The organism is Gemmatimonas sp. (genome assembly GCF_044344655.1).
GTDB lineage: Bacteria > Gemmatimonadota > Gemmatimonadetes > Gemmatimonadales > Gemmatimonadaceae > Gemmatimonas.
Genome location: NZ_JBIJCN010000071.1, coordinates 1 through 9,413 on the forward strand (window position 1 = coordinate 1; position 9,413 = coordinate 9,413).

At 66.9% G+C, this 9,413-nt stretch carries 11 protein-coding genes, 1 tRNA gene and 1 pseudogene; 1 reads left to right on the forward strand and 12 read right to left on the reverse strand.

Annotation, left to right across the window (positions count from 1 at the left end; genetic code table 11):
* The 8 genes and pseudogenes from ACIQ51_RS13420 to smpB form a co-directional block, all read right to left on the reverse strand.
* Positions 1–94, reverse strand: a pseudogene (locus ACIQ51_RS13420) (30S ribosomal protein S11); the annotation flags it as partial.
* Between the two features lie 3 nt (positions 95–97).
* Positions 98–475 (reverse strand): 30S ribosomal protein S13, encoded by a 378-nt coding sequence (rpsM, locus tag ACIQ51_RS13425; protein WP_396205567.1) that lies wholly within the window; start codon positions 473–475, stop codon positions 98–100.
* 15 nt (positions 476–490) lie between these two features.
* The gene (gene rpmJ / locus ACIQ51_RS13430) at positions 491–607 is read right to left on the reverse strand and encodes a 50S ribosomal protein L36 (protein WP_012683466.1); all 117 of its coding nucleotides are present in this window, start codon (positions 605–607) and stop codon (positions 491–493) included.
* Between the two features lie 243 nt (positions 608–850).
* Positions 851–1,561, reverse strand: a complete 711-nt coding sequence (gene pyrF, locus ACIQ51_RS13435; RefSeq protein ID WP_396205568.1) for an orotidine-5'-phosphate decarboxylase — start codon at positions 1,559–1,561, stop codon at positions 851–853.
* Positions 1,558–2,550 (reverse strand): dihydroorotate dehydrogenase, encoded by a 993-nt coding sequence (locus tag ACIQ51_RS13440; RefSeq protein WP_396205569.1) that lies wholly within the window; start codon positions 2,548–2,550, stop codon positions 1,558–1,560. The genes pyrF and ACIQ51_RS13440 overlap by 4 nt, the downstream gene beginning before the upstream one ends.
* A gap of 40 nt (positions 2,551–2,590) precedes the next feature.
* Positions 2,591–3,997: a hypothetical protein gene (locus tag ACIQ51_RS13445; RefSeq protein ID WP_396205570.1), complete on the reverse strand. Its 1,407-nt coding sequence runs from the start codon at positions 3,995–3,997 to the stop codon at positions 2,591–2,593.
* Entirely contained in the window at positions 3,994–5,307 is a 1,314-nt protein-coding gene (locus ACIQ51_RS13450) for an N-acetylmuramoyl-L-alanine amidase (RefSeq protein ID WP_396205571.1), read from the reverse strand. The genes ACIQ51_RS13445 and ACIQ51_RS13450 overlap by 4 nt, the downstream gene beginning before the upstream one ends.
* Before the next feature lie 5 nt (positions 5,308–5,312).
* Positions 5,313–5,786 carry an SsrA-binding protein SmpB gene (gene smpB / locus ACIQ51_RS13455; RefSeq protein ID WP_396205572.1) on the reverse strand — a complete coding sequence of 158 codons (474 nt, stop codon included), beginning with the start codon at positions 5,784–5,786 and terminating at the stop codon, positions 5,313–5,315.
* 146 nt (positions 5,787–5,932) lie between these two features.
* On the opposite strand from smpB, the gene ACIQ51_RS13460 reads away from it, so the two are divergent.
* Positions 5,933–6,016, forward strand: a tRNA-Leu gene (locus ACIQ51_RS13460).
* A 92-nt stretch (positions 6,017–6,108) separates the two neighbouring features.
* Here ACIQ51_RS13460 and ACIQ51_RS13465 read toward each other — a convergent pair.
* The 4 genes from ACIQ51_RS13465 to ACIQ51_RS13480 form a co-directional block, all read right to left on the reverse strand.
* Positions 6,109–6,672 (reverse strand): hypothetical protein, encoded by a 564-nt coding sequence (locus ACIQ51_RS13465; protein WP_396205573.1) that lies wholly within the window; start codon positions 6,670–6,672, stop codon positions 6,109–6,111.
* Positions 6,673–6,680: 8 nt separating this feature from the next.
* On the reverse strand, positions 6,681–7,175 hold the full coding sequence (locus tag ACIQ51_RS13470; RefSeq protein ID WP_396205574.1) for an RrF2 family transcriptional regulator: 495 nt from the start codon (positions 7,173–7,175) through the stop codon (positions 6,681–6,683).
* 175 nt (positions 7,176–7,350) lie between these two features.
* Positions 7,351–8,787 carry an aspartate ammonia-lyase gene (locus ACIQ51_RS13475; protein ID WP_396205575.1) on the reverse strand — a complete coding sequence of 479 codons (1,437 nt, stop codon included), beginning with the start codon at positions 8,785–8,787 and terminating at the stop codon, positions 7,351–7,353.
* 105 nt (positions 8,788–8,892) lie between these two features.
* A partial coding sequence (locus tag ACIQ51_RS13480) for a hypothetical protein (protein ID WP_396205576.1) occupies positions 8,893–9,413 on the reverse strand: 521 nt, incomplete at its 5' end.

Consider the following 9,413-nt stretch of genomic DNA (forward strand, 5'->3'; position numbering starts at 1 on the left):
CGGTGATCGTGATGGTCGTGTTGTTGAACGTGGCGCTGACGTGGGCGATGCCTTCCGCCTCGACGACGCGCTTGGTCTTCTTCGCGGTAGCCATGGCTTACTTGGTCACCTTCTTCTTGCCCGCGATGGCGCGGCGCGGCCCCTTCTTGGTGCGCGCGTTCGTGTGCGTGCGCTGCCCGCGCACGGGGAGGCCACGACGGTGGCGCGTGCCACGGTACGAGCCGATGTCCATCAGGCGCTTGATGTTCATCGCGACTTCGGTGCGAAGCGCACCCTCCACGCGATGATTGCGCTCGATTTCCTGACGGAGCTTGTTGAGATCGTTGTCGTTCAGGTCGCGAACGCGCTGCGCGCTCGACACCCCTGCGGCCTCGAGGATCTTCTGGGCGGTCTTGCGACCGATGCCGAAGATGTAGGTCAGGCCGATCTCGATCTTCTTCTCACGCGGAAGATCGACGCCAGCAATACGTGCCATGTGTTGTGCGCTCCCTTAGCCCTGACGCTGCTTATGCTTCGGGTTACGCTTGCAGATGATGCGAGTCACGCCCTGTCGCTTGACGACTTTGCAGTGCTCACAGATCGGCTTGACGCTGCTGCGAACTTTCACGGGTCACCTCGGCGCTCACGCGCCGACGGAGTCTCCCGCACCGCCATGCATCGGCGGCCGGCCGGACTCCCCATGCTGTTCATCGCTCATGAAGCATCGTGGTCCGGGTGAGACCCGGATACCGATTCCGCGCACGAGCGAAGCGAAAGTGGCCAGCGGATTGGCCGGTGAATTCTCACACCGTCGGACGCCACAAAAGGCGCCCAAAACGGGCAAGACCTGCAGATTAACGGACTTGGCAGCCTAAGGCAATCCCCGCCTGACTGCCGCCATCGCCGCCACCGGATCGGCCGCCCCGGTCACGGCCCGCCCGAGAATGATCCAGCGGGCCCCGGCCTCGGCAGCCGCCGCCGGCGTCATGACGCGGCGCTGATCGTGCGCCTCACCGCCGGGCAAGCGAATACCGGGAATCAAAAGACCCAGCCGGTCACCGAACGCCTGCCGGACCGCCGCCGCCTCGTGCCCGGAACAGACGATGCCCGCCGCGCCACCGCCCGCCACCAGCCCGGCCAGTCGCACCACCTCCGCCTGGACATCGACCGGCGGCCGCCCCCAGGCCTCACCGGCCCCCGCGCCGTCCATGCTGGTCAGAATCGTCACCCCCAAAATGGCGCACCCACCGTCTGGGCGACCTTCGTTGGCCCCCTGCACCGCCGCCGCGATCATCTCGGGTCCGCCACTGGCATGCACCGTGAGCAGTGACGCGCCGCGGCGCGCCACGCTGCGGGCCGCGCCACGCACGGTATTGGGGATGTCATGCAACTTGAGGTCGACGAATACCTGCTTGCCGATCCCTCGCAACCACGCCACGATGGCCGGCCCCTCGGCGGCAAACAGCTCAAGACCCACTTTGTAGTAGTCACAGGCGTCCCCGAGGCGCTGCACGAGCGCCTCGGCGCCGGCACGGTTGGGGACATCGAGCGCAACGATCGGGGTCACGGGGGACGCGGTCACGAGGGCCACTGCAGGGTTCCGATGAGGGTGGTGAGGTCGTTGACCCCTTCGCGCTCCGCCCACCGGCGCATCTGCCGAGCGATGCGCTCCGGGGCACGCGGGTCACGCAGCGCGGCGGTGCCCACGCCCACGAGCGAGGCACCCGCCATGAGGTACTGAATGGCATCGTCCCCGGTACTCACGCCGCCGAGCCCGATGAGCGGCACACCGGGAAGTGCCCGACTCACTCGCCATGTCGCCAACAACCCGATCGGCAGTACGGCCGGGCCGCTGATCCCACCGCTTCCGAAGCTGATCTTGGGACGCCGCGCCTGCGTGTCGATCACGAGGCCGGGCATGGTGTTTACGAGGGTGAGCCCCGTGGCGCCCGCGTCGACCGCGACCCGTGCGGCGTCGGTTACCCCCGTGCCCAGCGTGGGGGAGAGCTTGACGAAGACCGGCCGGGTGGTCCGGGTGCGCGCCGCCGACACCAGCGCGGCGAGTGCTTGCAGATCGGCGCCGAATTCCAGCCCCCCGGCCTTGACGTTGGGGCAGCTCACATTGAGCTCAAACCCGTCGATGCCGGGCATGCCGTCAATCGCCTCGACGACCGTCGCGAAGTCATCCACACTGTTGCCGACGACGTTCACGAAGACGCGGGTGCCCGGATGATGGGCGGGGAGCCACGGCAGGTAATCGCGCTTGACCGCCTCGAGCCCCGGGTTGGCGAGCCCGATCGCGTTGATCATGCCGCCGGCAAACTCGCTCACCCGCAGTGCCGGATTGCCGGTACGGGGGGCAATGCTCACGGCCTTCGTGCAAATACCGCCGACGGCGTCGAGGTCAACGACATCCTCGAGCTCCATACCGAAGCCGGCGGTGCCGGAGGCGAGAACCACCGGGTTGCGGAACTCGAGCCCGGCCACCCGCATGGCGGGTAGCGACGCGGCGTTCCCGCCGGCTGAGGAACGGACGGGGGCGACAGTGGCGGCAGTGGCGGCAGCAGTCACGGCGACGGATGCGGGCAAGAAGAAACGAAGACGGTCACGTTCAGGGCGCGCGCGGCGCGGCGCGGGTCCGGAGCTTTCGAACACTATCACTCCACACGCGGACCGCCTCGCCCCACCGCAATTTCAGCAAATCGGGCGCGCGCTGATAGTCTTCCGCCGTCGCCGGATCATCGCCGCGGAGCCGAGCGGCCACCGGCGACGCCGGATACTCGGTACGGATGCGCTGCACCCACCGTTCGGCGCTGTCGGGGCGGAGCAGGCTCGCCGCGTACCACGCGAACGGGGCGAAGACCGACGACCCGTTGGTGCGGGCAAAGGACGAAAACAGCGCCTGCGCGAGAAGCGGGGTACGCAGTGAATCGCGCACCACCTCACCTGCCAGGTACGCCGACGCGCCGGTGGGATCGTCGCGCCCGCGCAGTAATTGCACGAGCAGCACGTGCTCACCGATCTGTCGGGCGAACGATGTGGCCCATGTGGAGGAGTCGACACGGGCGAGGATCGAATCGGCCGCGGGCATGCTCTCGGCGCGGCGCAAGTCGAGCAGGAGCATCCTCGCACGCACATCGCTCCGCAGCAGCGTGTCTTTCCCCACCAAGGCCTCGGCGCGCAGGAGCGTGCGCCGCGCGAGGGTATCCTGGCCGGTGCGCGCGAGCTGCGCACCCAACGCGTAGTACAGTCGCGCGCGATCGCTCTCGCGCACCCGCGTGTTGTCGTACGCCTTTACGATGCGCCCCGCCGCTTCGAAGCGCGCCGCGGCAGCGAGGTCGTTGACGGTGCGCGTGACCTCGGAGCGGAAATCGCCCGCCCCGGCGCGCGCCACCACCACCGACTCGGCGCGTGCGTAATCACGCGCCGCAAGTGCAGCGTTGACCACTTCCCACGGGAGCAGTCCTGCGTCGAGCGACCCCAGATAGCGATCGACGGCGGGGAGGTCACCTTGTGCAAGCGCGGCGCGGGCACTCCAGAGGCGGGCCTGGCGTCGGCTTTCGCCCTCTGGCAGTCGGCCAAGGAGTGAGTCGAGGCGGGCACGTGCCGAGGCGGCGTTGGACTGCCGCAAATCGCACGCGGCCAGCGCAATCGTGGCGCGTACGCGGTCGTCGTCCGGCACCGTGGGCACGAGCAGCAGCACGTTGAGTCGGGCCACGCCCTGCTCGCAGCCACCGGCCAGAGCAGCGCCGCGACCAGCCAGGTAGAGCGCCCGCGGGTACCACGACGATGTCGGGGCCCGAACGAGGACGGATTCCGCGTGGATCGCCGACAAGCGAAAATCCTCGCGGGCCGCCTCGTCTTCGTTCCGTCGCAGCTTTCCGTCACCACGCTTGGCGACGCGCTCGGCGTTGTATACGCCGTTGTAATAGACGCAGCCAGCGGCAAGCAGCCATGCGCAGGCCACCGCCGCTACTCGTGCGGCCCCGCGCGCGGCCACGCCGAGGCGGCGTATCATCCGCTCACCTTGCGTTCGTACTCGGCGAGGTAACGCGCGACGGCATCCGCGATCGTTTCGGCGAGCTCCGCCTGCTTGTCAGGTGACGTCATGTACGCCGCTTCGTCCCGGTTCGTGCCGAACCCAATCTCCACGAGCACTGCGGGCATGAACGCCGTGACCAGTACGCGAAAGCCTGCCTGCTTCACGCCCCGGTTGGGACCCGGGTGCACGGCGCGCATGCTCCCCTGAATGAGATCGGCGAGGCGCAACGATTCGCGCAGATGCTCGTTTTGCGCCATGTCGCGAAGGAGAAAACCCAACGGATCACCTCCGGACACGTCAGCCCGCGTTTCGAAACGCACGGCCTCGTTTTCCATGGCGGCCACGCGGCGCTCATCCTCGGTCTTGGCTTCGGCGAGGAAGTAGGTCTCATAGCCGCGGGCACCGCCGGGATTGGCCCACCGAGGATTGGCCGCATTCACGTGAATCGACACGAAGAGATCACCCTTGGCGTCGTTGGCGATGCGTCCGCGATCGGACAGCGCAATCAGTGTGTCCGTGGTGCGGGTCATCACGACGCGGATCCCGCGCTGCTGCAGCGCCCGTTCCAGTTGCTTGGAGACCGCGAGGGTGATGTTCTTTTCGTACACCCTGGCATCGCCCAGGAGCGGACCGGACATGCCTCGATCCGGCCCGCCGTGGCCGGCGTCGACAACGACAACACGCTGGCGACTGCCACGCAGGTCTGCCGGAGAAGCGGCTACCGGTCGACGGGCCGCTGCGGTGCCGCCGGGCACCGGAGCCGTCTTGGCGGCCGTATTGGCGGCCGGAGGTCGTGCGGGGGTGGACCGCGCGCTGGCGACACTGAGCGCGAAACGACGCAACTCACGCTTGTCCACATCGAACATCACACCCGCACCGACACGAGGCAGCAACTCGGTCGCCATGGCCATGGGGACGTACACCGCCCCCCCGTGCCGAAAAACGTCGGCCACGAGCGGCACCGTGTCATCGACCACGACCGCGAGGGTGGACCCATGTTCGATGTCGATGCCGGTGCGCCCCACTTCGAAGCGATAGCGGGCGGAACCCGCACTTGTGGGCACCAACTGTCCGCCAAGGGCTTCAGCCAAGACATCGGCGCGCAAGGCGACACCGCCGGCGGGGTGCGCCACGGCCGGCACCGTGCGCGTGCGCTCACCAAGCCGCACCGTCAACGATGGCGGCCGTGCCGTATCCTGTGCCTGCGCCGCGAGGTGCACGGCCGGTAACGCTGGCGAGCCAGCCAAGGCCAGCAGCGGCACGGTGAGCGCGATGGTGGCGCGCATGCCGCTCACCTCTTGCGCAGCACGCGCGCGATCTCCCGTTCGGCGTCGCGCTTCTTCAGGTCTTCCCGCTTGTCGTGCTGCTGCTTGCCGCGGCCGAGGGCGATGCGCGTCTTGACCTTGCCGTTCTTGAAATACAGGTCGAGCGGGACGAGCGTGAGGCCCTGGCGTTCGACGGACCCGATGAGACGGCGGATCTCACGCTTGTGCAGGAGCAGCTTGCGCGTGCGGGTAGGATCGTGATTGAACACGTTGCCATGTCCGTAGGCACCGATGTGCAGGTTGAGCAGGAACACCTCACCATCCCGCACGTAGCCGTACGCGTCGGTGAGATTGGCTCGCCCGTCACGCAACGCCTTGACCTCGGTTCCAGTCAGCACGATACCGGCCTCCCAGGACTCGAGAATCTCGTAGTCATGACGCGCGCGCTTGTTCCGCGCGATCAGCTCGTTGTTGGTGTCGTCGGTGTCCTGTTTCGCCATACGTCCTTCAAACGTAATCGCTCCGTGAGAATGACGAACCGGCCCGGCATCACGTTTCTGGCCTTTGGCGTTGACTTTCTGCCCCTTTCCGATCTATCCTTCCCGCCCTGCCGTTCCCGTGGCCATTGGCCATCGGGCGCGGATCTGCCGGAGTGGTGGAATTGGTAGACGCGCTGCGTTCAGGGCGCAGTGTCCGCAAGGACGTGCCGGTTCGAGTCCGGCCTTCGGCACCTCGCGTTCGTATTACACAAAACGGGCAACGTCGCTTCGGCGCACGGTGCCCGTTTTGTCGTTTCCCGGCGACTGCCGGGACGCAGGCCCGTCAGCGGCCCAGGGTGCTCCGGCGCACGCTGCTCGGGCGGAGGGCGCTCGGTCGCACATCGTCGGGCAAGGAGGCGGCGCCGAAAGCGCTACGCAGCTGCTCGTTCAACGCGGCGCGCAGGTCCTGCACGTACTGGGTGGCCTGCAGCACGGCCGCTGCGTCAGGTGCGTCCATTCCGGCGCCCGCCAGCATCACGCGGGCCAGACGCGTGGCCGGCGGTTCCGGGCTACCGCGCAGCGCCAGCGCCGCGGTGTAGGCCCGCCACCGCTCCGTCCAGGCGCGTCCAGCGTCAACACTGAGTCGCGTTTCGGCCAGAATCACGGGCGCCAAGTGATGCGCCACATCAGCGGCGGTTCGGTCATCGAGGGCATCGCGCTCAGCCACAATCAGGCCGAGGGCACGTTGTGCAAACATCAGTTCGCGAAGGGCGATCTCGGTCACTCCGGTCGCAGCCGATAACCAGCGGAGCGCTGCGGGGTCTGGTTCGCGTAGCAGATGATTGAGGTACCCCTCGACGCGCTGTCGCCGCGCGCGCGTGGCCTGCCAGTTGGACCAGAGCCCCATGACCGTCGTCAGCTCTGAAGAATGGGAAGGCCCCCGGGAGTCTCCGCCGCTGCGTCAAACTGCGGAATCCCCACGCGGTCGCGCACGACCGACTCATCGTCGAGCAGATCACTCAGCTTCACCCCCTCGAGCACCTCGTCGATGCGCTTCTGCAGGAGCATCCAGACAGGTCGAATACTGCAGTTCTCGGCTTCGGCGCAACGCCCAGCATCGACCGGGTGCGACACGCAGTGCAGATCGAAGGTCGTCAGTTCGGACGCCTGGATCACGTCGCGGACCGTGATCTCCTCGGCGGCGCGCGCGAGCGAGTACCCGCCCCGAGCGCCGCGGGTGCTGTTCACGATGCCCGCTCGGCGCATGCGTAACAGGATCTGCTCGACGTAGTCGCCGGGGAGCCGCTCACGAGAAGCCACATCACGGCCCGTCACCGGACCGGAGCCCGCCCGGCGTGCCAGATGGAGGGCGCAAATCAGCCCATATTCGGCCCACGTAGTAATCCGCATACCTGAGAGTCTAGAACCGCCACGAATGACTGACAAGAGTACCAGTCCCGCGGGCGTTGCGTATGCGCCGGTTCACCCCGCCGGACCACCGCTTCATCCCCTGCCCCTCGGTGGCCAACAGGCCACCAACCGGCCGCCAGTCGGCTCCGGCGCCACCCCGGCGTCTACGGGGCGTCTACCCGCCACTCACCAAGCCGTGGGTGCCGATGGGCACCCCGATGTTCGTCAGGCGATGGAGGTCCAGCACCGTATCGACTTGATCGGGCGGGAGCACCTGTTCCCGCTTCACGAGATCCCGGATGAGCGTGCCCTCCCGCACCGATCGTTTGGAGAGTTCGGCCGCGGCCGCGTAGCCAATCTGCGGCATGAGGGCCGTCGCCAGCGCGGCCGACCGCTCTACCCAGTACCGGCACATCGGCTCGTTCGCTTCAATGCCGCGCACACACCGCTCGGTCAACACGGTCATGGCGTTGGTGAGGAGCTGCATTGACAGCAGAATGTTGTGGGCAATGACGGGCATCGTGATGTTGAGCTCCAACTGTCCGTGCTCAGCGGCCATGGCCACCGTGAGATCGCACCCCATCACCTGCAGACACACCTGATTGACCATCTCCGGCACGGAGGGATTGATCTTGCCCGGCATGATGCTGGACCCCGGCTGCACAGCCGGGAGCACAATTTCGTCGAGCCCCGTACGTGGACCGGACACCATGAGCCGGAGGTCGTTCATGATCTTCGAGAGCTCGACGGCGAGCAGTCGCATGGAACTACTGAAAGCGGCGGCGTCGCCCATGCTCTGCATGAGCTGAATGCGGTCATCACCTACCCGCAGCGCATCAATTCCGCTGATGTCGCGCAGATGCCGCACCATGAGTGCGGGGTACACCGGCTCCACGGTCACACCGGTACCGACGGCCGAACCGCCAATGCCGAGCTCACCGAGATAGTCCGCAGCCTGCGCCAATCGTTGCCGCGCCCGGCGTAGGGTACCCGCGTACGCGGCAAACTCCTGGCCGAGGCGGATGGGCATGGCGTCCTGCAGATGCGTGCGCCCAGCCTTCACGATGTGATCGAAGGCGAGCGCACGCTCGGCGAAGGCGTCGGCGACCCCGTCGATTGCCGAGGCCAGCGCTGGCCATTGGCGAAGCACCGCGAGCCGAATGTTGGTGGGGATCGTGTCGTTGGTGCTTTGGGCCATGTTGACGTGATCGTTGGGGTGCACCGGCGCGTACGCCCCTCGCGGCTCGCCCAACAACTCGTTGGCTCGATTGGCGAGCACTTCGTTCACGTTCATGTTGTGCGATGTGCCGGCACCCGCCTGATACGGATCGACGACAAACTGGTCGCGATGAGCGCCGTGCAATACCTCTTGTGCGGCAGCGACGATGGCGCCGGCACGGGTGGCATCCAGGCGCCCCGTGTCCCTGTGAGTCAGCGCCGCCGCAAGCTTGATCCATACGTGTGCCACCACAAATGGCTCGAGCGGCCGCAGGCCGCTGATGGGGAAGTTGTGCATCGCCCGTACCGTCTGGATGCCGTACAACGCGTGGGCGGGCACCGGCAGTTCACCGAGTGAATCGCGCTCAATGCGTGTGGCGTTGGACTGGGACATCAGCACTCCCGGAAGAGATGGACGCAGGGCCTTCGGGTGATGAGTACCCTCAAAAACAAACGGGCGCGACCTCGACAGTCGCGCCCGTTGCCATTACGGAAACCGTCAGGGGATAACGACGGTGGTATCGATGCTCGAGGTAAGGTGCAGCCTCGCGTCATTGTTGCTCACGAGGTTGGTGCGCCAGCGGACGAGCGTGAGCGATCGGCGCGTACCGGCCGCCTGAAATTGTGTGAGCAATCCGCCGGGGATCACAACGGCACCGTCGTCCTTTAGCGCGCAATACACCTGCTCGTTGGCAAAGCTCGTCGCGGCCGGGTTGGGATATTTGAGCTGCAAGATGATGGCCGCCGTGGGATCATTCGTGCCGTTCCAGGTGACCGACATGTTCTGGCCGGCTGCCGGCACCACCACGGGGCCGACCTCCAAAGGTTCGACCAGCTTCACGCTACCGGAGATGGCCGGAAAGTTGGTTCCGTCCCCCGGCACTGTGACCTGCCCCACATCACCCACTGCGTACCGGATGGGTTGGCCGACCGGCGTGATGTAGCGCTGTTCGGCGTCGACATACGTGAGCTGGCGCGTGCTCCCCCCCACGGTAATGCCGATGGCGGAACCAGCCTTGC